At 64.6% G+C, this 24,050-nt stretch carries 22 protein-coding genes; 10 read left to right on the top strand and 12 right to left on the bottom strand.

Annotation, left to right across the window (positions count from 1 at the left end; all coding sequences use genetic code 11):
* Nucleotides 1-52: 52 nt before the first annotated feature.
* The 6 genes from XF30_RS27175 to XF30_RS27150 form a co-directional block, all read right to left on the bottom strand.
* A complete protein-coding gene (locus tag XF30_RS27175) occupies nucleotides 53-1,741 on the bottom strand; it encodes a thiamine pyrophosphate-requiring protein (RefSeq protein WP_283811217.1) in 1,689 nt (562 codons plus the stop codon).
* Nucleotides 1,742-1,793: 52 nt separating this feature from the next.
* Nucleotides 1,794-4,622 carry an ATP-binding protein gene (locus XF30_RS27170; protein WP_244609031.1) on the bottom strand — a complete coding sequence of 943 codons (2,829 nt, stop codon included), beginning with the start codon at nucleotides 4,620-4,622 and terminating at the stop codon, nucleotides 1,794-1,796.
* A gap of 308 nt (nucleotides 4,623-4,930) precedes the next feature.
* Nucleotides 4,931-5,263, bottom strand: a complete 333-nt coding sequence (locus tag XF30_RS27165; RefSeq protein WP_244609030.1) for a putative quinol monooxygenase — start codon at nucleotides 5,261-5,263, stop codon at nucleotides 4,931-4,933.
* Between the two features lie 74 nt (nucleotides 5,264-5,337).
* The gene (locus XF30_RS27160) at nucleotides 5,338-6,171 is read right to left on the bottom strand and encodes a VOC family protein (protein WP_109144366.1); all 834 of its coding nucleotides are present in this window, start codon (nucleotides 6,169-6,171) and stop codon (nucleotides 5,338-5,340) included.
* Between the two features lie 30 nt (nucleotides 6,172-6,201).
* Nucleotides 6,202-7,215 carry an aldo/keto reductase gene (locus tag XF30_RS27155; protein WP_109144365.1) on the bottom strand — a complete coding sequence of 338 codons (1,014 nt, stop codon included), beginning with the start codon at nucleotides 7,213-7,215 and terminating at the stop codon, nucleotides 6,202-6,204.
* A 55-nt stretch (nucleotides 7,216-7,270) separates the two neighbouring features.
* Nucleotides 7,271-8,026: an alpha/beta hydrolase gene (locus tag XF30_RS27150; RefSeq protein ID WP_036005822.1), complete on the bottom strand. Its 756-nt coding sequence runs from the start codon at nucleotides 8,024-8,026 to the stop codon at nucleotides 7,271-7,273.
* Between the two features lie 336 nt (nucleotides 8,027-8,362).
* Between XF30_RS27150 and XF30_RS27145 the strand changes: the two genes are divergently transcribed.
* From XF30_RS27145 to XF30_RS27125, 5 genes are read left to right on the top strand one after another with little or no spacing between them, the layout of a single operon-like run.
* Nucleotides 8,363-9,361: a helix-turn-helix transcriptional regulator gene (locus tag XF30_RS27145; RefSeq protein ID WP_244609029.1), complete on the top strand. Its 999-nt coding sequence runs from the start codon at nucleotides 8,363-8,365 to the stop codon at nucleotides 9,359-9,361.
* A gap of 18 nt (nucleotides 9,362-9,379) precedes the next feature.
* Entirely contained in the window at nucleotides 9,380-9,844 is a 465-nt protein-coding gene (locus tag XF30_RS27140; RefSeq protein WP_036023261.1) for a (2Fe-2S)-binding protein, read from the top strand.
* A gap of 1 nt (nucleotide 9,845) precedes the next feature.
* Nucleotides 9,846-12,101: a xanthine dehydrogenase family protein molybdopterin-binding subunit gene (locus tag XF30_RS27135; RefSeq protein WP_109144364.1), complete on the top strand. Its 2,256-nt coding sequence runs from the start codon at nucleotides 9,846-9,848 to the stop codon at nucleotides 12,099-12,101.
* A gap of 8 nt (nucleotides 12,102-12,109) precedes the next feature.
* Complete coding sequence (locus XF30_RS27130; RefSeq protein WP_036023264.1) at nucleotides 12,110-12,742, top strand: hypothetical protein; 633 nt, start codon at nucleotides 12,110-12,112, stop codon at nucleotides 12,740-12,742.
* A gap of 58 nt (nucleotides 12,743-12,800) precedes the next feature.
* A complete protein-coding gene (locus tag XF30_RS27125; protein ID WP_036005815.1) occupies nucleotides 12,801-13,490 on the top strand; it encodes a type 1 glutamine amidotransferase domain-containing protein in 690 nt (229 codons plus the stop codon).
* Between the two features lie 280 nt (nucleotides 13,491-13,770).
* On the opposite strand, the gene XF30_RS27120 is transcribed toward XF30_RS27125, so the two are convergent.
* The 6 genes from XF30_RS27120 to ku all read right to left on the bottom strand — a co-directional run bounded on the left by XF30_RS27120 (nucleotide 13,771) and on the right by ku (nucleotide 19,295).
* Nucleotides 13,771-14,163: a hypothetical protein gene (locus XF30_RS27120; RefSeq protein ID WP_502696142.1), complete on the bottom strand. Its 393-nt coding sequence runs from the start codon at nucleotides 14,161-14,163 to the stop codon at nucleotides 13,771-13,773.
* Between the two features lie 160 nt (nucleotides 14,164-14,323).
* Nucleotides 14,324-15,919, bottom strand: coding sequence for an MBL fold metallo-hydrolase (locus XF30_RS27115; RefSeq protein WP_109144363.1), 1,596 nt, complete (start codon nucleotides 15,917-15,919; stop codon nucleotides 14,324-14,326).
* 3 nt (nucleotides 15,920-15,922) lie between these two features.
* Entirely contained in the window at nucleotides 15,923-17,449 is a 1,527-nt protein-coding gene (locus XF30_RS27110; RefSeq protein WP_109145867.1) for a thymidine phosphorylase family protein, read from the bottom strand.
* 121 nt (nucleotides 17,450-17,570) lie between these two features.
* Nucleotides 17,571-17,735, bottom strand: a complete 165-nt coding sequence (locus tag XF30_RS27105; RefSeq protein WP_036005811.1) for a Flp family type IVb pilin — start codon at nucleotides 17,733-17,735, stop codon at nucleotides 17,571-17,573.
* Nucleotides 17,736-17,994: 259 nt separating this feature from the next.
* Nucleotides 17,995-18,231: a hypothetical protein gene (locus tag XF30_RS27100; RefSeq protein ID WP_036005807.1), complete on the bottom strand. Its 237-nt coding sequence runs from the start codon at nucleotides 18,229-18,231 to the stop codon at nucleotides 17,995-17,997.
* A 59-nt stretch (nucleotides 18,232-18,290) separates the two neighbouring features.
* The gene (gene ku, locus XF30_RS27095) at nucleotides 18,291-19,295 is read right to left on the bottom strand and encodes a non-homologous end joining protein Ku (protein ID WP_109144362.1); all 1,005 of its coding nucleotides are present in this window, start codon (nucleotides 19,293-19,295) and stop codon (nucleotides 18,291-18,293) included.
* Between the two features lie 229 nt (nucleotides 19,296-19,524).
* Between ku and XF30_RS38695 the strand changes: the two genes are divergently transcribed.
* The 5 genes from XF30_RS38695 to XF30_RS27075 all read left to right on the top strand — a co-directional run bounded on the left by XF30_RS38695 (nucleotide 19,525) and on the right by XF30_RS27075 (nucleotide 24,012).
* Nucleotides 19,525-19,680: a hypothetical protein gene (locus XF30_RS38695; RefSeq protein ID WP_167361642.1), complete on the top strand. Its 156-nt coding sequence runs from the start codon at nucleotides 19,525-19,527 to the stop codon at nucleotides 19,678-19,680.
* A gap of 241 nt (nucleotides 19,681-19,921) precedes the next feature.
* Entirely contained in the window at nucleotides 19,922-20,596 is a 675-nt protein-coding gene (locus tag XF30_RS27090; RefSeq protein WP_036005801.1) for a response regulator transcription factor, read from the top strand.
* A 108-nt stretch (nucleotides 20,597-20,704) separates the two neighbouring features.
* Nucleotides 20,705-22,081: an ATP-binding protein gene (locus XF30_RS27085; protein WP_109144361.1), complete on the top strand. Its 1,377-nt coding sequence runs from the start codon at nucleotides 20,705-20,707 to the stop codon at nucleotides 22,079-22,081.
* Nucleotides 22,082-22,242: 161 nt separating this feature from the next.
* The gene (locus tag XF30_RS27080; RefSeq protein WP_036023270.1) at nucleotides 22,243-23,643 is read left to right on the top strand and encodes a hypothetical protein; all 1,401 of its coding nucleotides are present in this window, start codon (nucleotides 22,243-22,245) and stop codon (nucleotides 23,641-23,643) included.
* A gap of 99 nt (nucleotides 23,644-23,742) precedes the next feature.
* Nucleotides 23,743-24,012 carry a hypothetical protein gene (locus XF30_RS27075; RefSeq protein ID WP_036005792.1) on the top strand — a complete coding sequence of 90 codons (270 nt, stop codon included), beginning with the start codon at nucleotides 23,743-23,745 and terminating at the stop codon, nucleotides 24,010-24,012.
* The last annotated feature ends 38 nt before the right edge of the window (nucleotides 24,013-24,050 follow it).

Raw genomic sequence — 24,050 nt, 5'->3', positions numbered from 1 at the left:
AACTTCTGCGGCCGGAGCCAGCGGCTCGCAGCCGTGCCCGCACCGGCTCCGCTCACGTGCCGGGCCGCGACACCTCGGTCTCCTTGGCTGTGATGAACTCCAGCAGCACCGGCACGCCTTCCCTCGTCTTCGCGATGCCGCGCTTGATCGCGGGAACGATGTCCTCCGGCCGCGTCACCCGCTCTCCGTAGCCGCCGAAGGCGCGGGCCATCGCGGCGTAGTCGCCGGAAATGTCGGTCGAGCGATATTTTTCGGTCGAGATCGGCATCACCTTCAGCTCGATCGCCATCGAGAAATTGTTGAGCAGGATCGACATGATCGGGATGCGCTCGCGCACCGCGGTCTCGAAATCCATGCCGGTGAAGCCGATCGCAGCATCGCCCCAGACGTTGATGCAGAGCTTGTCGGGCTTTGCCAGCTTGGCGCCCATCGCAAGACCGAGGCCGTAACCAAGCTGCGTGGTTTTGCCCCAGCCGAGATAGGTGAGGGGCTCGACCGATCGCCAGAACGGCGAGAGCTGGTCGCGCGGGCTGCCGGCATCGTGGGTGATGATCGTATTCGCGATGTCAACGGTGTGCTGGAGATCCCACAGCACGCGGTAGGGGCTGAGCGGCGCGTCATTGCTGGTCAGCTTCGGCATCCATTTCGCCAGCCATTCCTTGTGCGAGGCTGCGATCTCGGCCGCGACGGCGGATGCATCGCGATCCGCGGTGACGGTTTTGCCGATCTCCTCCAGCAGCGCGTCGAGCACGAGGCCGGCATCGCCGACCAGGCCGATCTTCGCTTCGACGTCCTTGTTGAGATGATTGGGATCGAGCGTCGAATGAATGATGGTCTTTCCCTTCGGCATCGCGATGCCGAAATTGGTCTCGGTGAAGGAGCAGCCGATGCCGAAAATGACGTCGGCCTCGGCCAGAAACTTCGGCACCGCGCGCGGCACTGCAAGGCCGCCGGAGCCGAGCGACAGCGGATGCGTCTCCGGAAACGATGATTTGCCGCCCAAGCTGGTGGTGACGGGGATCGCCAATCGCTCGGCGAGCCGTTTCAGCTGCGGCCAGGCCTGCGCGTAATGCACGCCCTGGCCGGCATAGATCACCGGCCGTTTTGCGTTCACCAGCAGACTGGCGGCTTCCGTGACGTGAACGGGGTCGGCGCCGTAGCGGGTGCGCAACACCGGCGTGTAGTTCAGCGGCTCCGCCACTTCCTCGTTCCACATGTCCGAGGGGATCTCGACGATGACGGGCCCGCCGCGGCCGTTCTTCAGCTTGGTGAAGGCGCGGCGGAAGATGTTGACGACTTCGCTCGCGAGGATGATCGGCTCGGACGATTTCGCGAACGGCTTCATCGCCTCGCTGGAATTGAAGTTCGGCTCGATATGCGCCAGCCGGCGCTGATAGCCCATCGGCAGCACCAGCACGGGAACGGATTCGCCGAAGCACTGCGCCACGCCGCCCATCGCATTCTCCGCGCCCGGCCCGTGCTGCATGCAGAAGGCACCGATGTGGTGTCCCGACGTCACCCGCGAGATCGCATCCGCCATGTGGATGCCGACGCGCTCCTGCCGCACCATCACCGGGCGGATCTCGGCCTTGGCCGCGTGTTCGATGAGATGGTTGACCGGATAGCCGCAGAGGATCTCGATCCCCTCGCGCCTCATGATTTCCGCAATGGCGGTGCCGAGCTTCATGGCGTCTCTCTCCCTGGCAAGGCCGGTTGATCCGGCTTGTTGGGAGGAGAGGATCAGGAATTTCCGGGAGCGTAAAGCGCGGGCAGCGAGCGCGGCGGTAGGCCAGCTATGCGTCGCGAGCGTGCACCGGCTCCATCCTGCGATGGTCGCTGCAGCCGCTCGCGGTCGGCTGCAGCAGGCGCTGGGCCGCAAGCAGATCCGGTGTCCCGAACCCCTCGGTGAACTCGTGATAGATCGGCGAGAGCAGCCGGACAGCCTTGGATCTGCGGTCGGTGGCGATCCAATGTGCCGCGAGATCGGTCGCGATCCGCAATTGGAACGTCAGCGCGCCTATCCTGCGCGCTTCCGCGAGCGCTTGCTGAAACCGCTTTTCGGCGCGCAGCGGCTCGCCGGTGTGGAGAAGGATCGCGGCGTCAACTCTCTGGAGCTCCGGACGGCACCAGCGCTCGCCTTGGCGTTCCTGATGCTCGATCGCCCGCGTGATGGCTTCTTGCGCCTCCGCGATCCGCCCTTGCCTCAGATAGGCGCGGGCGAGGACCGCGAGATAGCTGCCGATCCGCATCAAGAACCGGCATTCTGTCAGTTCGTCGATCGCGGCTCGAATATCCTCCACCGCGCGTGGATCGCCCCGCAGGTCGCGAAGGCATGCGGAGAAATAGCGCTCGACCGGAACCCAGCGTGAGATGCGCTCGCGTTCAAGGTTGCGACGCAATCGCTCAGTGTAGCTCGCGAGCGCGTCAAGATTGCCGGTTTCGAGCGCAACGGGAAGGGCGGCGAGCCCAAATGCGTTCGACTGTGACACCCAATGGCCGCTGCGGTCCGCGGCATCGATTGCGTCCTTGGCGAGCCTCGCCGCGTAGTCCGCTTGCCCTTGCATCCACGCGACGAAGGGCAGATTGAAGCGGACGGTGATGAACCGATAGACTTCGTTCGCGTCCTTGCGCGAACGCCCTTCGGCCAGCGAGTAGGTCGCTGCAAGACGGTCGAGAACAGGGCGGCTCCTGCTCAATTCGCCGGCAAAAGCGCGAGCCCAGGCCAGCGCGCGATCGGCTTCGGACGTCGCCGTCAGATCGCGATCGCGGTCGGCGAGCTCAGTGGCCTCTTCAAGATAAGATATGGCGCGCTCGACCTGGCCGATCTGCAGCAGGTAGAAGCCGAACCCGACCAGCGCCCGCTGCTGATATTCGATGTTGCCGGCCCGCTTTGCAAAGAGGATGGCATCGAGCCAGGCAATCTCGTTCTCATTCGACATCTTGCGGGCGTAGAAGAGGCTCCACCCAAGGGCGCAGGCGAGTTTTGTCTTCGACAGATCGTCGCACGGGACGGTCTTGGCCAATGCGAGCGCGTCCGCATACCGCGCCTGCGCTTCCGACAGGATCGACGTCTCCGACCACAAGGTGATCGCCGCAACCGTGAGCCTGATCCCGAGTACGGCATCGCCGTGCTCGCCGAACGCCCATGAAAGAGCGGCGCGCAAGTCGGCGATGCGGCCAAGGTAACGCTGGGTCCAATCGGCCGGCTCGCGCCAGTTCCACTCCTCCTCGGACTGCTCGAACAGCGTGAGGACACGTTGCGCATGACGGCGCAGCGCCTGGTCGCAGGCAGGATCGGCCCGGCGCCGCTCGCTCGCATAGCGGCATGTGCTGTCGAGCAGGCGATAGCGCAGGCTCGCGCCATGTGCCTGCGCGCTCAGGAGCGATTTGGCAACGAGACTGCCGAGGCCGGTGACGACGTCGACCGGCGTGAGCCCTGCCGCTTCGGCGACGAAGACCGCGTCCTCGACCTCGAATGCGTCGCTGAACACCGAGAGCAGGCCGAACAGTCTGGCTTCCCGCTGCGACAGCAGTCTGAAGCTCCAGTCGATCGTCGCCATCAGCGTTTCATGACGCGGCGGCGCGCCATCGGCGGCGGGGGCACGAAAACCCAAATTCTGGTCGAGCAACTCCACCAATCGGTGAGGATTGAACCTGCCGATCTGGGCTGCCGCCAATTCGATGGCCAGCGGAAGGCCGTCGAGCGAGTGGCAGATTGCGGCAACGGCCTCGCAATCATGATCGACGAATTGGTAGTCCGCCCATTCGGCGGCGCGGCTGACGAACAATTGCACTGCCGGAAACCTGACGGCTTGATCTGCGGTCAGGGCGTGGCCGGGTTTGGGTGAGACCAGGGAGCCGAGCCGGACGACGTGCTCGGTGGCGGTGCCGAGCGGTTCGCGGCTCGTCGCAAGCAGCTTGGACGGCGATGCCTCCGCCATGAACCTGCCGGCGAAGATCGTTGCGGCTGGCAGGACGTGCTCGCAATTGTCCAGAATGACCAGCATCTGCCGCGGTTTCAGAGAGTCGATGGCCGCAGCCAGGCTGTTGTCCGGATTGCCCCTGATGCCCAATGCCGTCACCAGTGCGGCGCCGAACAGCGTCGGGTCGGAGATCGTTGCGAGATCGACGAAGCACACGCCGTCGCGGCACTGTGGCGCAAACGCCTGGGCTACAGCCAAGGCAACCGTCGTCTTGCCGATTCCTCCCGCCCCCGCCAGGGTCACGTGCCTGTTGCCGGTCAAGAGACTGGTAATTTCGTCGATTTCCGCTTCACGACCAACGATGCCGCGCAGCAATGGCGGACTAGACGAGGGAAGCGGTTCGGCGAGCGCAAGATCGTCCTCGACCTCGCCGATGCTGATCTGCACCTCGGCGATGAACTTGTATCCGCGTCGCGCCACGGTCGCGATGTAGACGGGCTCTATCTGGGTATCTCCCAGCGAACGCCGCAAGCTCCACATGTTGACCTTGAGATTGCTGTCGTGGAGGAAGGTGCCGGGCCAGGCGGCCGCCATCAGGTCGTTCTTGCTGACCAGCTCGCCGCAGCGCTGCACCAGCAGCTGCAAAAGCTCGAATGCGCGTCCGCCCAGCTTGACGGGGCGCCCTTTGAGAAGGAGCAACTGGCGGCTGGGTATCAGTCGAAAGGAGCCGAAGCTGTAGGTTAGCTCCCGGCGGCCTGTGCCGCGTTGTCGTGTCTCCGTGGCAGCCCGCATTGATCATTGCCAATCGATCGAACAGATCGACTGGTATTATCATGCACTGCAATATTTTTGAAGGGAACCCTTCCGGGTCGTACGATTTGCCGCAGGACAATTGACACACGCGCGCGCCGGACGGCTCGGCTATTTTTTGGGCTTGCCAAGAACGGCCATGCGCATGACTTCGACGCCGCCGTCGGCAAGTTCCGGAAGCTTGGCGAACCAATCCTTCACATAAGGCATCGCGTTGTGTGCGTCGAAATCGGCCTGGCTGGCGAGACTTCGTAGAAGATGAAGTGGCCCGGCTTGGCGCGGTCTTCCTGAAGGAAATAGATCAGGTTCTTGGGATCGCCGCGGACCAAGTCGATCAGCGGCAAGGTGGCGGCACGCAGCATGTCTTCCTTTCCAGGCTTGGCGCGCACCTGGGCCACCACGGAATATGCCCCCTCCGGGATCTCCCCATAGTGCATGCGCGGCGCCTCCTGAGCCATGGCCGGAAGCGTCGCCGGCGCCACGGAGGCGATCAGCAGGGCGGCAAGCGAGTTGCGGACGAGAGTTTGCATGGTGAAGTCCTCGACATGTGATTGGATCGCAGAGTGACCAGCCAGGACACCTGACAGCCGCCCCGCACGAGAATCTAGCGCAGGATCTTCTGTTGCCGCTTTGCCAAGGCCTCGCTGAAGCGCTTCTTGACCGGACCGAGCGCCTTGACGAATTCGAGCTGCTCGCCTTCGGGTCCCTTGCAATAGATCAACTCCCAGCCGTTCGAGGGTTCAGCGGTCACCCGGTTCGTGTTGGTGCTGCGGGGCGCGGCCTTGCGATCCGCTTCCGTCATGACGCGGATGGTGCGGTTCGCCCTCACCTGCGTCATGCCGCGGCGCGCCGATTCCGCTTCGAGATCCGCAATGAACTTGTTGAAGTCGACATCGTCGCGAACGTAGAAACAGATGTGCATCATGCGCGGAAAGGCCGGGCTCATGTGCTCCAGCGGTTCGGCGAAACTCTTGGCGCTGCCCATGGGCTGATCAGCCTCGCGATATTGCAGCAGCTCCAGCACCATGTTGTCGAACTGGATGAACCGGACATCGAGCCGCTGTGCCCCGCTTCGCAAGTCGGGCACGCCAATTGTTCGCGGATTGATCCCGCGTGCGTTCGCCTCGATCTCCTGGTCGGCCAACAGCGTGTTCTGCACCCCGTCCCCCTGGAAGTCGCCGTGCCGAAACACCTCGGTGCCGCCAAGCACCTCCGTGTAGAACTGGTACGCCCGCTCCATGTTCTGGACCGTCAGCCCGAAATGCTGGACGCCCTGGAGCCGCGCGCCGAGCGGCGCCTCGTCGCGCTCCGCATCCTGTGTCGCGGCCCGTGCGTCGATTGCCGTGCCGGCTATGATGCTGGTGACGACGGCGGCGCCGGCGGTTTGAAGCAGGGCGCGGCGACCCATCTCGGTGGTGTTGTCGGTTTCATCTGTCATGTTGCTCTCCTTGGTCGTTCGGTGGATTGGTTAATCAGCGGCGGGAAGCGGAGCTGCGGGGCTGACCAGCCCCTCGGAGCGCAGCTCGCGCCAGAACTCCGCCGGGATGGCTTCCTCGAGCGCCGCGCGATCCTCGGCGATGCGGCTTGGGCGGCTCGCACCGGGAATGACGGCGGCAACCACGGGATTGGCGAGCGCGAACTGCAGGCCGGCCGCCTTCATGCTGATCCGATAGCGGTCTGCGATCGCCTTGATCCGCGCCACCTTCTTGAGGATTTCGGGAGGCGCCGGCGCATATTCGAAGTTCGGGCCGCCGACGAGCGCGCCGGAACTGTAGGGGCCGCCGACCACGATCGCGAGCTCGTGCTCGGCGGCCATCGGCATCACCCGCTGCAGCGCCCTTGCATGGTCGAGCAGCGTGTATCGGCCCGCGAGCAGGAAGCCGTCGGGGCGCGGCTCTTCGAGCGCGAGCAGCAGCTCGATCGGCTCGACCCGGTTGACACCTAGTCCCCACGCCTTGACCACGCCTTCGTCGCGCAGCCGGTCGAGCGCCCTGAAGGCGCCCTTGCGGGCGCTTTCGAACACCGAGAGCCACTCGTCGCCGTAGAAATCCTGCGCAACGTCGTGCACGAAAGCGACGTCGATGTGGGAAGTCGCGAGCCGCTTCAGGCTGTCCTCGATCGAGCGCAACGTTCCGTCCCGGGAATAATCGTTCACGATCCGGTTCGGGCGGCCGTACCTGAATACGCCGCCCTTCTCGCCGAGGTCGCGGGCATCGACGTCCTCGATCTCGTCCAGGATCAGGCGGCCCACCTTGGTGCTGAGCACGTAGTCGCTCCGCGGCCGGCCGGCGAGTGCGGCGCCGATGCGGATCTCCGCAAGCCCCGCGCCGTAGAACGGCGCGGTGTCGAAATAGCGAATGCCGTCGTCCCAGGCTGCGTTCACCGTCGCGAGCGCTTCCCGCTCCGGGATGTCGCGGAACATGTTGCCGAGCGGCGCCGCGCCGAACCCTAGTCGTCCCGGCAGAATATCCTTGAGGGACATGTTGCTAGTCCTTGTCTGCGAGGGCCAAGTCCGTCGGTGTGCGGCGCAGCCGATCTCAGTCGGTCGCTGACGTGTCTGCGCTTCTGATGAACGCCGCGACCTCGCGCGGATGCGACAGCATGACGGCGTGGCTGCTCTTCATCTCCGTCACCTTCGCGCCGGAACGCTTGGCCATGGTGCGCTGTGCCGTCGGCGGGATCATGCGATCCTCGCTCGTCACCATGTAATAGGTCGGCTTCGTCTTCCACGCCACGCGATCGACCTTGGTCTGCACCGCCTGCAATCCCCAGGGCAGCTGCGCGGCGCCCATGAAGCGGGTCGTGGCCGGGTCGACATCGGCCGCGAAAGAGGTGGGGAATTTTGCGCGGTCGACGAGCAGATAATTGCCCTCGGTGACCAGCGGAGCTTTGTGCTCGCCGGCGGGCACCGGGGCTTCCGCCAGCGTGCTGACGGACTCTCCGGCGTCAGGAGCAAAGGCAGCGAGATAGACCAGGCTGCGAACCTTGGGATTGTCGCCGGCTTCCGTGATGACCATCCCACCATAGGAATGCCCGACCAGAATGACCGGATGCCGTGCCTTGGCGATCACGCGCTCGGTCTCGGCGACATCGTCGCGAAGCGTGATCGTCGGCTGCTGAACGACGAGCACCTCATAGCCCGCCTCCGAGAGGATGCCGTAGGTGTCCTTCCAGCCCGAGCCATCGACGAAGGCGCCGTGCACGAGAACAATCGAAACATTCCTGTCGGCCGCGGCCGCGGGGGCGGCGGTTGCGATCGACAACGCGGCAAGCGCGGAGGTAAGCGGCTTCATGTCAGGCTCCTGTCCTCTATACGGCGACATTGTCGTTGGTGCGCCTTCACTAGCGCACGCCCGCATTGCGATATTTCCGATTCCTGCGCGATGACGCACGCATCTTGCTGAGGTGCGAGGAGATCAAGCTTGCGAAGCCGAACACGTCTGGCGCCAAGCCTTTGCCTTGGCTGGCTTTTACCTCTTTTAACCGTGCCGCCTCTGGACTTCGCTGGCGCAGCTTGTGAGTAATTCGCGATCGGCGTGGCAGTGACCGGGGCTGCAACTCACCACCGGATGGAATGATCGCTCGCGCGATACGGGGCCGGGAATCGCCGCAACAAAGCGGAGGTCGGGATGGCGCTCGTGACGCATGGTGATGAGAAATACAAGAACAGCGAGAAGCTCGCGGAGGTCAATGATTGGCCGGGGCTGAGCATCGAGCATCGCAAGTTCGAGGCGGGCCGTCAGGCAACGCCCGTTCCCATCTGCACCGAGATCGTCATGCTGTTGTCGGGCGGAGGGATGGTGTCCCGCGCCGGCAACGGCGCAATCCAGAAAAGCCTCGCGCGTCCGGGCATGAGTTATCTCGTGCCTGTGGGCACGCAGGAGAGCCACCTCGAGCTTTCCGACCGGATGGAATGTCTTCATCTCTATCTGCCGCCCGCGCTGCTCGACCACAGTGCACTTGCGGATTTCGACATCGATCCGGCCAAAATCGAGATCGCCTATGCGCACGGTCTGGCGGACCAGGTGCTCTTCCACATCTGTTCGCCGCTTCGCGATCTGCTCCATCGCCCGCGCCAGCCGACCGACGCGCTGTTCGTGGAGGGGATCCAGGTCGCGCTTGCTGCGCATCTTTTGGGCAATTACACCATCGACCGTTGGCGCGCACCCGACAAATCGCCGGCGCTCGACCCAAGGCGCCTCCAGCGCGTGCTGGACTATATCGAGGCGTCTCTCGGCAGCGATGTCAGGCTCGAGGATCTGGCGGCCCAGGCCTGCCTCAGCCCCTATCATTTTTCCCGGCTGTTTCGCGAAGCGACCGGATTGTCACCGCACCGTTACGTCACCGATCGCCGCGTCCACGCCGCGCGACAGGAGCTCGCGCGCGACCACCTGTCGCTGGTCGAGATTGCCCTGGAGTTCGGCTTCGGCTCGCAGGCCAATTTCACGCGCGTATTCCGCAAGGCCGCAAATCTCACCCCGGGGCAGTATCGCGAATTGTGCTGTGGCCAGGCCGAGGTGAAAGCCGATTGGCTCGAAAGCCATTCCGCAGGGATTGCGCATGATCCAGCAGGATTCGGAAATACGGCGCAATGGGCGTCGAGCATTGCTGTTGCAGCGACCAGGTAGGCGAGAGGACATATCGGCATGATCGAGCTCAAGGTGAACGGGATCAAGCGCCAGGTCGACGTCGTGCCCGAGATGCCCCTGTTGTGGGTGCTGCGTGACGAACTGGGCATCACCAGCGCCAAATACGGCTGCGGGGTCGCGCAATGCGGGGCCTGCACCGTTCACATCGACGGCAAGGCGGTGCGGTCCTGCCAGGCCCATATCGGCGAGGTCGCGGGCAAATCGGTCGTCACGCTCGAAGGCCTGCACAACAAGGACCAAAATCCGGTCTTGCAGGCCTGGATCGCGCATCAGGTGCCGCAATGCGGCTACTGCCAGACCGGTCAGATCATGCAGGCCATCTCGCTTCTTGCATCGATCCCAAAACCGACTGACGAGCAGATCAACCAGGTGATGTCCGGCAATCTCTGCCGCTGCGGCACCTATCCGCGCATTCGTGCGGCGATCCATGCGGCCGCCGCAAACAAGATGGCGGAGAAGTGAGATGGGCGACATGCAAACCCTTTCGCGTCGGGCTTTCGTGTTCGGCTCTGCCGCGGTCGCCGGTGGCATCGTTTTCGGTGCCTATGGTCCGGCCGAAGCGGCCGCGCCGAGTGCCGATGGCAATCCGCTGGCCGCCGGCCTCGGCCCGAATTCCGTCACCTTCAATCCATGGGTCGAGATCAGCCCCGACAAGATCACGCTGATCGCGCAACACGCCGACATCGGTCAGGGTGTCGGCTCGGTGCAGCCGATCATGATCGCCGAGGAGATGGACCTCGACCCCGGCCAGTTCGAAGTCCGCTTCGCCGGCCCGAGTCCCGCTTACTTCAACACCGGATTCAAGGAGGAGCTGGCGCCGTTCCTGGCCGCGGACCAGAGCCCTGCGGCCGAAGCAGCACGTGCTGCGGCGCTGGAAAGTCTTCGCAAATCCGGCCTGCAGATGACGGGCGGCTCGAGCACGATCCCGGACACCTATGAGAAGCTGCGCGTGGCAGGGGCAGTTGCGCGCGAGACGTTGAAGGCAGCTGCGGCCAAACGTTCGGGCGTCGCAATCGCCGACATCCGCACGCAATCCGGCCACGTGATCCTGCCCGACGGAAGCAAAATTCCGTACGTCTCACTGGCGGCCGAGGCCGCAAGAATTCCGCCGGTGCTCGATGCGCAGCCGCGCGATCCCTCGACCTGGCGCATGTTGGGCAAGCCGATGACGCGCCTCGACGTGCGCGCCAAAGTTATGGGCGAATTGCAATTCGGCATCGATCAGAAGATGGAGGGCATGCTCTACGCCTCAGTCAAGCTGAACCCCGGCAAGGGCCAGCCGCTGAAATCCTACGACGCCAGCAAGGCGCGCGCGATGCCCGGCGTGAAGAAGATCCTCGAGATCAAGAACGGCGTTGCGGTGATCGCCACCAACAGCTGGTACGCGATGAAAGCCGTCGACGCCATCGCTTGCGAGTGGGCGCCTTCGGCCTATCCCGCCGAGCAGGCCGATCATTGGAAAGTGCTGGAATCATCGTTCAAGCCCGAATTCCTCGGCAAGGAGTGGCGGACGATCGGCGACGTCGGAGCCGGCCTGAAGACGGGCAAGCTCGTCGAAGCCGAATATCGCGCCCCTTACGTGGCGCATCAGCCGCTCGAGCCGCTGAACGGGATCGGTCTCGTCACCGACAAGGGCATGGAAATCTGGGTTGGCCATCAGAGCCCGCAGGCGGTGCAAGCCATCGCGGCGAACGCTATCGGCGTCAAGCCGGAGCAGGTCACCTTCCACAATCAATGGACCGGCGGAAGCTTCGGCCATCGTCTCGAATTCGAGAACGTCCGCGTGCTCGCCGAGATCGCCAATCAGATGCGCGGGACGCCGATCAAGCTCGTCTTCTCGCGCGAGGAGGATTTCCTTCAGGATATTCCGCGGCAGATTGCGATCGCGCGTCACAGGGGAAGCGTCGCCAACGGCAAGATCGTTGCGACCGACCTGCAATTGGCATCGACGGCGCCGTTCAAGGGACTGCTCGAGCGCATGGGTGCACCCTCGAAGGATCCCGATCCTCAATTGGCCGCCGGCACGTGGAACGTCTATTACGACATCCCCAACTTCCGCGCCATCAGCTACGAGGCGCAAGGGCTGTCGCCGTGCACCACGTGGCGCTCCGTGGGAGCGTCCACAGCCGGCTTCTTCACCGAAAGCTTCATTGACGAATTGATCCACGCAGCCGGCCTCGATCCCATGAAGGCGCGCATCGCGATGTGCAATGTGCCGCATTATCGCAAGCTGCTGGAGACGGTCGCGGAGATGTCGACCTGGAAGGGGCCGCTCGGCAACGGCAGGGGCCGCGGCGTCGCCTTCGTCGAGTCGTTCGGGACACCGGTTGCCGAGGTCGTCGAGGTGACGGCGACGGACCGTGGCATCCGGATCGACAAGGTCTGGGTCGCGGTCGACGTCGGCAAGGTGATCGATCCCGTCAATTTCGAGAACCAGGTCCAGGGCGGCGTCGTCTGGGGCCTAGGCCACGCGATCAATTGCGAAATCACCTACTCAAAAGGCGCGGCGCAGCAGACCAATTACAATCACCATGAGGCGATGCGGATCCACCAATGCCCGATCATCGAAGTTCGCGGGCTCGAGAACGATCCGAAGGTGAGGGGCCTCGGCGAGCCGCCGGTGCCACCCGCCGCGCCTGCGCTTGCCAATGCGATCTTCGCGGCGACCGGAAAGCGCATCCGCGAAATGCCCTTCAACAAGTTCATCGATTTCGTGTGAGACACGCCATGCAGAGATCTCTGATCGCGTTGGTCTTGGCAGCGTCGGCCGTCGCCGCCCTGACCGGGATCGTCGCCGCGAAGGACGAGGCCGCCAAGGACCTGCTGCCGCCCGGTAGCGTCAGCCGCGCCGAGGGGCTGGAGGCGTGGAAGCGGATCGAAGCCGTCGTGACCCATCCACGGTGTGCCAACTGCCATGTCGATGCCAAGGCGATACCGATCTGGACGCCGGCCGGCGAAACCAAGCCTCGCCCGCATGGCATGAACATCCATGGCGGCGAGAGCCGCATCGGAGCGGAAGCGATCCCGTGCTCGACCTGCCACATGACCTCGACCCAGGCGAACGAGCCGGCGCCCTCGCCGCCGCGCGCCGGCATCGATTGGCAGCTCGCCCCGGTGGCTTTCATCTGGTTCGGCAAGAGCGGCGCCGAGATCTGTGCCCAGATGAAAGATCCCAAGCGCAACGGCGGTCGCGACGCCGCTGGTCTCGTCGGGCATTTGCGGCACGATGCCTCGCTGAGCGGCTTCATCCCGCGCGGCTGGGCGCCCGGAGCCGGCCGCTCAACGCCGCCCGGCACCTTCGAGGATCACGTCAAGGACATGGCGATGTGGGGCGCGGCCGGACAGCCCTGTCCGAATTGAGGCGGTCTCCGCACCGCGGCAAGGCGATCCCAGATAGCATTATCGAAAGGAGAAAACCATGACCCAACACGTCCTCTTCATTGTCACCAACGCAGCCGTGATCGGACCGCATAGTCGCAAGACCGGCTTCTTTTTCGCCGAGGTTGCCCATCCTTTCGAGGTGCTCGACAAGGCTGGGATCGCGGTGGAGTTCGCGTCGCCGGCCGGGGGGTGGACGCCTTACGATGCATATGACGAGAAAGATCCTGCTCAGAAGGATTTCCTCGCCAGCAAAGCCTTTCGCCGCCTGAATCACAGCCGTAAATTATCCGAGGTGGATGCCGCCGACTACGACGCCATCCTGATACCCGGCGGTCTTGGTCCCATGGTGGACATCCAGCGCAATGCGGCGGTCCAAAGTGCCGTTGTGCGAGCCTGGAGCACCGGCAAGCTCGTCGCCGCTGTCTGTCACGGGCCGTGCGCGCTGCTTGGCGTCGACCTCGGCGATGGCGTCCCGTTCGTGCGCGGCAAGAAGCTGACATCCTTTTCGAAGAAGGAAGAGTACGACTATGCGCGCGATGACGTACCTTACGAGCTCGAGGATGCGTTGAGGGCAGAGGGTGCCGAGTACTCGTCCGCGGCCAATTGGCAACCTCACGTCGTCGTCGATGGCCGGCTCATCACGGGCCAGAACCCCGCCTCTGCCGGAGCGCTCGGAAAAGAGTTGCTGGCCGCCCTCAAGGATAGGAGCAGCGGCGCGAAAACCTGAAGATTCGCAAGGACGAATTCGAGCGGGATGGGCGCGGCATCTGAAGCTGTGCTTACATCCCTCTTTGCAGCAGGGCTATCGCATTTGGGAGTTTCCCCGGCGGCCATCCTTCGAGACGCCCGCTATGGGCGGGCTCCTCAGGATGAGGGCGGAGTGCGCGGCAGCCATTTCAACGAGCACTGATGCTGACTAGCCTCATCCTGAGGAGGCGCGTCAGCGCCGTCTCGAAGGACGAGGCGTGCGCGCAGGCCGCCGCCACAAGTCATATCCGATTGCTCTGCTATTTGCAGCTCTGGCAGATCATCAGCTTTCGCTTCAACGCCTCATCTTCTTGATCGAGACCATCCGGATTGGACCTGGCGTCCCTTGCTGCGCGTGAACGCACGGCCGGCGTCACGCGGCTCGGCGTGCCAAGGTCATCGACGGTGCCGACGCTGAAGCCATCGTAGTCGGCGGCTGGATTCGGTTGAGGCCGGCCAATCACGGAAGGCTCTCTGCTGGACGTCGCTGCTGGAGTTCCGTTCGTCGTTACCCGGGCGGGCTTGGTGGCACCCGGGCGTGGCGGCGCTGCATCGGGCCGAGCAAGCGAAACCGGCGGCGCGGCCGAAGTTTGGCCTCTGGCGCTGTCGTGCGGCCAGGCGACGACAGACATGAGGCCGATTGTCAGGAGCATCACGCGTCTCATCCGCATTCTCTCGGCAGCGCTGGTTGATCGATTGACGGCATGGCTCGTCGAGCCCGTTCCGCCGGAGAATATCAGCACCCAGAGGGCCGTCAAAGCGCCGTAGCCTGGATGAAGCGAGGCGCAATCCGGCTTATTGTTTCCGCCGGCGCTACGCCGTTTCCTGCAGCGCCCGCCGCAGCCTTCGGATGATGACGCCGCGGGCGCGGTCGTCGGCGGCGGCTGCGACGCGATCGTTGATGTCGAGCATCAGCTCGGACATCTCGTTGTGCCAGTCGAGACGCGTCACGGCCTCCGGCGACAGTCGCCGGCGACGATCGGCGTCGAGCACGCGCGGTTCGGGTGCCGCGAGCTCGAAAGTGTCGTCCAGCATCGGCTGGTAGATCCTGGCCGCGGGAATGATGCGCTCGGCGATGCGCTCGGCCAGGCCCGCAACCGCCGCTTCCTCGCCGTGGACCAGGAACAGCCCGCGCGCGATGGGACGACGCGCCGCGATCCAGCTGGCCATGCCGGCGCCGTCGGCATGGCCCGAATATTCGTCGATCATGCGGATGCGGGCAGCAACCTTGATCTCGTCGCCCTGGATGCGGACGGCCTTGGCCCCGTTCTGAAGGAAGCGGCCGAGCGTGCCGTTGGCCTGGAAGCCGGCCAGAAGCACGGTCGCGCGCTCGTTCCACAGCCAGCGCTTCAGATGATGGCGGATCCGGCCCGCATCGCACATGCCGCTCGCGGCGATGATGATGTGAAATCCGGACAGACGCATGATCGCCTTGCTCTCGTCCGCGGTCTCGGTGAATTTCAGATGCGGCGAGTTGAGCAGGCGCGTGGCGTCGACCGACGGATCGAGGCTCTCGGAATGGCGGCGGAACACTTCGGTCGCGCGGATCGCGAGCGGTGAATCAAGGAAAATCGGCGCCGTCGGAATCTCGCGGTGCTCCATCAGGTCGACGAGATCGACGATAAGCTCCTGGGTGCGCTCGACCGCGAAGGCGGGCAGCAGCAGCGCGCCGCCGGCCGCCGCGGCATCGCGCACCTCGGCCGCGAGGTGCTTGCGGCGAAGCGCAGGTGTCGTGGCCTCGCGCACGCGGTCGCCATAGGTCGATTCCGAGATGACGTAGTCGAAATCGCTCGGCGCTTCGGGATCGGGCTGGAGCAGCTTGGCCTCCGGCCCGACGTCGCCGGAGACGAGCACGCGCAGCGGCCGCGCCGCGCCTTGCTCGGCGATTTCCAGCTCGATCGAGGCGGAGCCGAGCAAATGGCCGGCGTTCCAGTAGCGTGCGCGGACGCCGGGGATCACGTCGGTCCAGCGTTCGTAGTCGACGGCGCGGAACGATCGGAGCGATGCGATCGCGTCGGCCTGCGTGTAGATCGGCTCGACCTCCTTGCGCCCGCGCGAAGCATTGCGCCGGTTGAGCTGCTTGACCTCCGATTCCTGGATGTTGCCGGCATCGGGCAGCATGTAGGAGCAGAGGTCGATCGTGCCGCGCGTCGCCAGGATCGGCCCCTCGAAGCCCGCGCGCACGAGCTTCGGCAACAGACCGCTATGGTCGATGTGAGCATGCGTGAGCAGCACCGCATCAATGTCGGCGGGGCGAAACGGAAAGGCGCGGTAATTGAGCTCCTTCAGCGTTTTCTGGCCCTGGAACAATCCACAATCGACCAGGAAACAGCCGCTTGCGGTCTGGAACAGATAGCTCGAGCCGGTCACGGTGCGGGTGGCACCGCAGAATCGAACGGTGATGCTCATCTGTCATTCTCCGAGGGGCTTGCCGTTGATCGCATAGCCGTCGTCGGCCGCAGTCGCGCTGGCCGCCAAATCGTGCTCCGACCGGCCGAACGTGTAGACGCGATAGAGTGGCTCGCCCTGCTCGACGCGGTCGCCGATCTTCTTGAACAGGCGGATGCCTGCGCCCTTGTCGAGCGGCGCGCCGGCGGTGCGGGCGAGGCGGTTCAGACGCAGGCAGTCGATTGCGGACACGATGCCGTCATGCCTCGCCTCGACGTCGAAGCTGAGCGGTCCGAGCTCGTTGCTGCATGTCGAGGGGCCCTGTGCGTCGATGATTTTCTGCATCTGCTTCAGTGCCGCGCCGCTATCCAGCAGTTCGCGCGCCCGGGCATAGCCGGCCCCGCCGCGCAGCTTGGGATCGTATTCCAGCAGATGGGCGGCGAGCCGGAGCGACTTCTCGCGCAGATCGCGCGGCGCATCCTTGTCATTGCCGAGCACCGCCATGACGTCGTTGGCCTCCAGCACCGGCCCAATGCCGTTGCCGATCGGCTGGCTGCCGTCGGTCGTGATCACCTCGACCGTCCGGCCGAAGCGGTCGCCGACGAATTCGAACAGCTTTCGCAGCCGCATGGCCTCGACGCCGCCGGTGACCTTCGCGGTCGGCCCGACCGGAATGTCGATCAGCAGATGGGTCGAGCCTGCCGCGATCTTCTTGGACATGATGGACGCGACCATCTGCTCGCGAGTATCCAGGCTCAGCGGGCGCTCGACCGAGATCAGGACGTCGTCGGCCGGCGACAGGTTCACGTGCCCGCCCCAGATCAGGCAGCCGTTGCAGGAGGAGACGATCGCCTTCATCTCCTCGACGGAGATATTCACCCGCGCCAGCACCTCCATCGTGTCGGCGGTGCCGGCCGGCGAGGTGATCGCGCGCGAGGAGGTCTTCGGGATCGGCAGGCCATGCGCGGCGACGATCGGCACCACCACCATCGAGGTGCGGTTGCCGGGGATGCCGCCGATGCAATGCTTGTCGACGACGACAGGGGTCGGCCAGACCAATTGCGTGCCGGCCTGCGCCATGGCCCCCGTGAGGGCGAGCAGCTCGTCGCTGGTGATGAAGCTCGCCGACCCGATCAGGAAGGCAGCGATCTCCATGTCGGAGTAGCGATAATGGGCAAGGTCGCTGATGATCGCGCCGATCTCGGCCTGGCTCAGAGTTCGTCCGCGGATCTTCGCACGCACCGCTTCCAGGCTCTCCGGAGGCGAGGCGGGCCTGACCGTGACCTCCGATCCGACCGCTTCGGCGAAGCGCCGGAACGCAGGCTCGGAGAGGCCGATCTCGTCGGGAGCCGCGAGCGTATCGTCGTCCGTGATCAGCAGGGTCGCCAGCAGAACCTTGCCGCCCTGACGAAGCTCGACGCGGCTGAAGCCGCGGAAGATCTCCGCGCGCAGCGCCTTGGAGCGCCTCGAGACGACGACGACGTTCTCACGGCCGGTGTCGAGGCGGACGCGGCGGATCTTCAGTTGGGAATGCGGAAGGTCTGGATGCATGGACGGGCCGGCAGCAGGGAGTCGGACCTCCATGCTTAAACGCCGCCGTCCGGATCCTGTTGACCCAGATCATGGCCATCCGCTCCGGCGGGCAGCCGCTGCGCAGGCCGTTGGCCGGCGGTTACTTCATCGCCGTGCTGACCGAGTTGAACTTGTTGTTGAGCAGCGCAGCGCCCGTGCTGTTGACGATGGTCACGATTGCCAGAGCGATCCCAGCAGCGATCAGGCCGTACTCGATTGCGGTTGCGCCATTCTCATCGGCAAGGAAGGACCTAAGCAGACGCATTGCCAACTCCTGTTCATCCGATCCGATTGATGGTCGCGTCGTTATCGGACTTGCAAATCGATCGAATAAATCTTCGAGCGCGCCAAAACGCGGCGATCGCACCTTACCTCGTACGACGGCATTCATTAAATTAGGGTTCCGTCGATCCGTTCAAATGAAGTCAAACCGACAGCCTGTTGCATTGCCCCCATTGGCTTGGCCGCTTAACCGATTGTTGAGCCTGTTCGTCAACGAATAGGCAAGGATGTCTCGATCGCGCTCATCCGCGCCGGCCGTCCGCATTCAGCGCCCGCAACATCGCGATGCGGGCGAACATCACCCAGCCGCCGCCGGTCTCGGCCGCATTGATCAAGGTCTCGATCGCCGTCTGCCAATGCGCCTCGTGCTGGGCGTCCTCGGGCAGCTCCATGATGTAGTCGGCGGCTTCTTGAAGCGTGAACAACTTGCGCTTGTTGCTCACGCGGACGGGATCGTCGAACGTCGTCGACCAGGGCATGTCAGGCCGGCCGATCGGCGAGGAGAGACATCACGGCGTGATCGCGGGGCGTGGTGCTGTCAGCCGGCCTTCTTTGCCCGCGCCGGCGCGCGCACCGGCTTGTCGGCGGCCTTCTTCGGCGTGGTCGCAGCCTTCGCCGCAGCGTCCTTGCCGCCCTTGCCTGATATCGGCAGCAGCATCTCGCGCTGGCCCTCGACGCGCTTCTTCGGCTTCTTGGCCTTGGCTGTGTCCTTGGCGGTCTCCTTGGCCGTGTCCTTGACGGCTTTCGCCGCGGGGGCCGCGTCCTTCTCGTTCGCGATGCTCTTCTTCAGCGCGTCCATCAAGCTGATGACGTTGCCGCCGGTCTTCGGTGCGGCCTTGGCGGTGATGGGCATGCCGCTGCGCTTCTTGTTGATGAGATCGATCAGAGCGGTCTCGTAATGATCCTCGAACAGCTCGGGCTCGAACGCGCCGGATTTCTTCTCGACGATGTGCTTGGCGAGGTCGAGCATGTCCCTCGTCAGCTTCACGTCCTGGATGTCGTCGAAATATTCCTTCTCGCTGCGGACCTCGTAGGGGTAGCGCAGCAGCGTGCCCATCAGCCCGTTCTCGAGCGGCTCCAGCGCGATGATGTGCTCGCGGTTGGTCAGCACCACGCGGCCGATCGCGACCTTGTCCATGCTGCGGATGGTCTCGCGGATCACCGCATAGGCGTCGTGGCCGACCTTGCCGTCCGGCACGAGGTAGTAGGGGCGGATCAGATAGCGGTTGTCGATGTCGGCCTTGGGCACGAACTCGTCGATCTCGATCGTGTGGGTGGAATCGAGCGCGATGTCGTCCAGCTCGTCCTTGGTGACCTCGATATAAGTGTCGGTGTCGACCTTGTAGCCCTTGATGATGTCCTCGGAGGTCACCTCGTCGCCGGTCTCGGCATCGACCTTGAGATACTTGATGCGGTGGCCCGTCTTGCGGTTGATCTGGTTGAACGAAACCTTCTCCGTATCCGAAGTGGCCGGATAGAGCGCGACCGGGCAGGTCACGAGCGACAGACGCAGAAAACCCTTCCAATTGGCGCGGGGGGCCATGGGCTACTCCAGACGCAACAGCGGACAAGCTTTGAGGATACCATCGCCCAGTTGCGAATCATAGCAACCGCCGGCGCGGAATCTTGCAACGGCGTTAATCGCCGCCTGCGCCGTGTTTGCCGGGCGGGCCCATGGACCGGAACATCGCCCGAGATGACGCGTTGCCCCGGCAATTCATCGCCGAGGAGGTCGCGGCCATCCGACGCGACAGCCACAGATCGAGGTCACCATGGCAACCAGGCGAGAGCAGAACCGGATCGTCGAAACTCCGACAGAGGCACGCCAGGGCGAGCCCGGACCATCGGTGGCGGCGCTGCTCGCCATCTCGACCGGGCTTGCGATCCTGATCCTCGCCGTCGTCTGGTTCGTGTTCTTCCGGACCTGACGGCCGGATCAGCACGCCGGCACCTTCCGGCTCGCCGCGCGATGCGGCACGTTGCGCCCACCATGCCACCGGCTCCTCCGGCGGCATGGTGGGCGCAGTCGCATTTGCGCGCGCCGGGTCGTATATGACCAAAAAGTAACGTAGCCCGGTTCCCTGCGTTCATATTCAGTTCACGCCGGAATTGCTCATCTGTGGCGGTGTTCATGTCGCCTGTTCTTGCAGCCTATCCTTGGAGAGAAGCGTGCGCCTGCTCGTTGTTGAGGACGACCCCGATCTCAATCGCCAGCTCACCAAGGCGCTGACCGACGCCGGCTATGTCGTCGATCGGGCTTTCGACGGGGAGGAGGGGCACTATCTCGGCGACAACGAGCCGTATGACGCCGTGGTGCTCGATATCGGCCTGCCGAAGAAGGACGGCATCTCGGTGCTGGAAGCCTGGCGCCGCAACGGCCGCACCATGCCGGTCCTGATCCTCACTGCACGCGACCGCTGGAGCGACAAGGTGCAGGGCTTCGATGCCGGCGCCGACGACTACGTCGCAAAGCCGTTCCACCTCGAGGAGGTGCTGGCGCGCATCCGCGCCCTGCTGCGCCGCTCCACCGGCCATGCCCAGAGCGAATTGACCTGCGGCCCGGTTACGCTCGACACCCGAACCGGCCGGGTCAGCGTGTCGGGCAATCCCATCAAGATGACCTCGCACGAATATCGGCTTCTGGCCTACTTGATGCACCATTCCGGGCGGGTGGTCTCGCGCACCGAGCTGGTCGAGCATCTCTACGACCAGGATTTCGACCGCGACTCCAACACCATCGAGGTCTTCGTCGGCCGCATCCGCAAGAAGCTCGACGTCGACATCATCCAGACCGTCCGCGGCCTGGGCTATCTCCTGACCCCGCCGCCGGCCCCGGGCGCCTGAGGCGTTCCGGCCTTGAAGTATCTTGGCTTGACGGGAGGCCGAACAGGGCCCTTGGTCCGGTCATGACGTCCGACCACCTGCTATCCTGCGCCGCCCGGGATCATTCCGATGGCCGCTAGCTCGCTTGCGAACCGACTGTTCCTGTCGGCGACCGCCTGGCTCGTGGTGATCCTGGCCATCACAGGCGTGGTGCTGTCGTCAGTCTACAAGAACGCCACCGAGCGCGCCTTCGACCGCCGGCTCAATCTCTATCTGCGCACCCTCATCGCCGAGGTCGCAACGCCCGACGAGCCGCCGGACCGCCAGTTCCAGTCGCTTGGCGAGCCCCTGTTCGACCTGCCGCTGTCCGGCTGGTACTGGCAGATCACGCGGACCGACACCGAAAAGCCGGAAGTGCGCTCCTCGCGCTCGCTTTGGGACAAGAAGCTACCGAAGCTCGAAGAGCAGGGTGCCGAGCTCACCGCCGCCGGCATCCGCCTCGCCTATGTCGACGGGCCGGAAGGGCAGAATCTGCGCATGGTGGAACGGCCGGTCGATCTTGGTGCCGACGGCAAATTTCTGGTCAGCGTCGCCGGGGACGATACCGAGATTTTCGACGAGACACGCAGCTTCGACTACTATCTCGGCGGCACCTTCACGGCGCTCGGCATCGTGCTGCTGCTGACGACCGTGTTCCAGGTCCGTTTCGGCCTTGCACCGCTCAAGCGCATCTCGGACGCGATCGCCGACATCCGCTCCGGGCGGGCGGAACGGCTCGAGGGTGAATTCCCGGTCGAGATCGCGCCGCTGGCGCGCGAGACCAACGCGCTGATCGACGCCAATCGCGAGATCGTCGAGCGGGCGCGCACCCATGTCGGCAATCTCGCTCATGCGATCAAGACGCCGCTTTCGGTCATCGTCAACGAAGCCAGCGCGCATGCCGCCGATCCGTTCGCGGAGAAGGTGATGGAGCAGGCGGATGTGATGCGTGATCAGGTCGCCCATCATCTGGAGCGCGCCCGCATCGCGGCACGGGTCTCGGTGGTCGCGACCGTGACGGAGGTGGCGCCTGCCATCGAGGGACTGCGGCGGACCATGGAGAAGATCCATCGCGACCGCGGCATCGTGGTCGAGGCCAAGGCCGATCCATCCGCCAAGTTCCGGGGCGAGCGGCAGGATCTTGAGGAGATGGTCGGCAATCTCGTCGACAATGCCTGCAAATGGGCGGCCTCCCGCGTCCTCATTGAGGTCCTGGTCGAGCCGCAACAGCGGGCCGGCGCCGGCCCGCGTTTGCGGGTCATCGTCGACGACGACGGCCGTGGTCTGTCGGAAGCCGAGCGCGCCCAGGTCGCCCGGCGCGGCAAGCGCCTCGACGAGTCCAAGCCCGGGTCGGGACTGGGGCTGTCGATCGTGACCGACCTCGCGGCCCTCTATGGTGGCAGCCTTTCGCTCGGCAGCGCCCCGACTGGGGGTCTGCGCGCCGAGCTGGTTCTTCCCGGACTATAATCCCTTGTTTCGACGACAATTTCCGGCGCGGCCGAGGCTCCTCCAGCGAAGCATGGGAGGCATTCGAGGCAGCTTCCTAAACGGCTTCTTAAGTCGGGACCCTCTATGATCGCGCCGGACCCATCCCATGTCCGCCATTTTACCGTGCATTACCCGGGCGCATGAGCCAGACATCGATCGAGCGGCTGAGGGAATATCTCGCGCAGCTCCCGCCGCAGTCGCAGGCACTGCTGATGCGGGAGTTCGAGCGTGCGCTGGAGCGCGGCCAGGACACGGCGGTGGCCACCCTCGTGCTCGAGCAGCTGCGCAAGATCGTCCGCAAGAGCGAGGCCGACGAGGCTTTGCCGCCGCGCACGGACGATCTGTCGCGGCTCCTATTCCAGGTGTTGGAACCGTTCCTCGTCGAAGCGGGCACTCCTGTCAGGGCCGGCCAGATTCGCCGCTCCTCGCTGCAGCCGATCTGGCAGTGGCTTGGCCGTGACGGCGCACCGGACAAGGTGAACGAATTCGAGGCGGCGCTGGCGCGCATGCCGGCGGACAGTGCTGGGCAGGTCGAAGCCCTGGCGCAGAAGCTTCAGGCGGTGGCCGCGGACGCCATCTTCGAGCTGACGGGGCCGGGCGGCGGCGACAAGTCGCGGGCGCTGGCCCGGGTCGGACCGCCCAACGTGATCGAGGATCTCTATTCGATCGGTGCGGTGCTCCAGGTCCGGGACGCCATTGCGACATTGAACGAGAAATTACCGCGCACCTTGCGGGCCTTCGGGGATTCCCAGATCGCCTCGGTGACGTCGGCGCTCAACATTCCGGCGCTTCAGACGCCGCAGATGCTGCCTTTCGCCTTGTCGATCGTCGTGCAGCGGATGACCGCGCCCTGGCAGATCATCCGCCTTGCGGTCAAGATAGCGGCGTCCGATGACGAGATCCGCGTCGCGGCGACGCCCTACGGTATGGCCGTCACGATGGCCCTGCACGATTTGTCCTGCGTCGCCGCGGTCCTGCGCATGGACATCAAGCGCGGCCATTTCGACAATGTCGCCGGCAACCTCAAGACGCTGCACGACGGCGTGCGCGGACTGCGCACCGAGCTCGACCTGCGCAACGATTCGACCTGGGGCAAGCAACTGACGTCGATCCGGGCCGACATCTCCAATGCGCTGCAGTCCGAGATCGACAGCGTTCCCGGCCGCGTCCGCCGCATCCTGCGCCAGCGCCCCGAAAAGGACATTCCGCCGGGCGCGCGGATCGACAGCACCGAGGTCGAGGAAACGGTGGCACTGATCGACTTCGTCGCGACGTGCCGCAACTATGCGAGCGAGCTTGCGATCAACGAGGTGACGCTGCGTACCTTCTCCGATCTCCAGCAATATGTGGAACGGTCGACCGAGCAGCTGGTGCAGTCGCTGCGTGCCGCCGATCACAAGGTCCGCACCTATCGGCAGCAGCAGGTGCAGGCCGCGATCCGCTTCTGCCAGGTGCTGTTCGGCGACGATTACGCCTCATTGATGAGCCGGGCCGCCGAAAATGCACTCACGGGCGAGCGCAAATCGTCGCGCGCAGGCTGATCGGCGCGCACTTTTCCTGATCACAATTTGAAGTTGACGACACTGAAGGCGCACCGTACTTTCGCGGGTGCAAGTCTGGAAATTTCCATCTGTAGGCGCATGAAACCGGTCATCAGCTCGATTGAAATTGAGAACCGCGTCATCGTTGCCAAGTATCAACGGCTGATGGTTGGAGCCAAGGTGGTGCTGGTCGAGAAGGCCAGCGATCGGCAGCTGCCCGAGACCGCCACCAGGGTTGCATCTCGGGTTCCGGTCGGAGCGCTGCGCATCAGATTGCCGGATGCAATCAAGCCCGGAACATACTTCCTGAAGGCCTTCGACGGGCACGGCGAGCAGGCCGCGCAAAGTATCGACTTCGAGATCGGCTAAGCCGTTGGATTTTCACCTTTTCGGCACTACATGCGGTT

This window comes from Bradyrhizobium sp. SUTN9-2 (genome assembly GCF_003122645.1).
Taxonomy (GTDB): Bacteria; Pseudomonadota; Alphaproteobacteria; order Rhizobiales; family Xanthobacteraceae; genus Bradyrhizobium; species Bradyrhizobium yuanmingense.
Note: the sequence above shows the minus strand (reverse complement) of the source record. Positions and strands in the feature narration are given on the sequence as shown.